The sequence below is a fragment of the Desulfobulbus alkaliphilus genome (genome assembly GCF_016918545.1).
Taxonomy (GTDB): domain Bacteria; phylum Desulfobacterota; class Desulfobulbia; order Desulfobulbales; family Desulfobulbaceae; genus Desulfobulbus; species Desulfobulbus alkaliphilus.
Genome location: NZ_JAFFQC010000288.1, coordinates 1 through 432, shown reverse-complemented (window position 1 = coordinate 432; position 432 = coordinate 1). Strand labels below are relative to the sequence as shown.

Annotated in this window: 1 protein-coding gene; it reads right to left on the bottom strand. The window is 60.6% G+C overall.

All coding sequences use genetic code 11. From position 1 onward, the window contains the following. Window positions 1-370, bottom strand: a 370-nt coding sequence (locus JWG43_RS18570) for a Gp49 family protein (protein WP_205244401.1), incomplete at its 3' end; no start/stop codon positions are given. Between the last annotated feature and the right edge of the window lie 62 nt (window positions 371-432).

Here is a 432-nt window from a genome sequence, read left to right as displayed (position 1 = left end):
CACCTGACATCTGGCAGGCGCCGCTCACCAACAGCACAGGTTTCTCGAGGTGACACTTGAGCCGCCAGCCTTCCAGCTTCCACAGCTCTTGACGGGCCTTGGCTTCGGCATCCTTGATGGCGTACTTGGCGCCAAGCTCTGCATTGAAGTTGGCCGGGTCGGCGCAGGCGGTCATGCCGATGGCAAGGGTGAAGCCGTTGGCAGCAATGGCGGTGGCCAGCGTGGTTGTGGTGCCAGGCACAACCTGCACCTCATAGCGAACGCCACGCATCAGCGCATCGATCTGGTCAGGGGTCACACGCGGCGCTGTCAGCCCGAGAGTCTGGATCTCGCGCTCCATTTCGGCATCAATGTGTTGCTGGTCGGTCACGGCCTGCTCCAAATAAAAAACCCGGCACTATGGCCGGGTCTGGAAATGAAAAGGCCCAATCT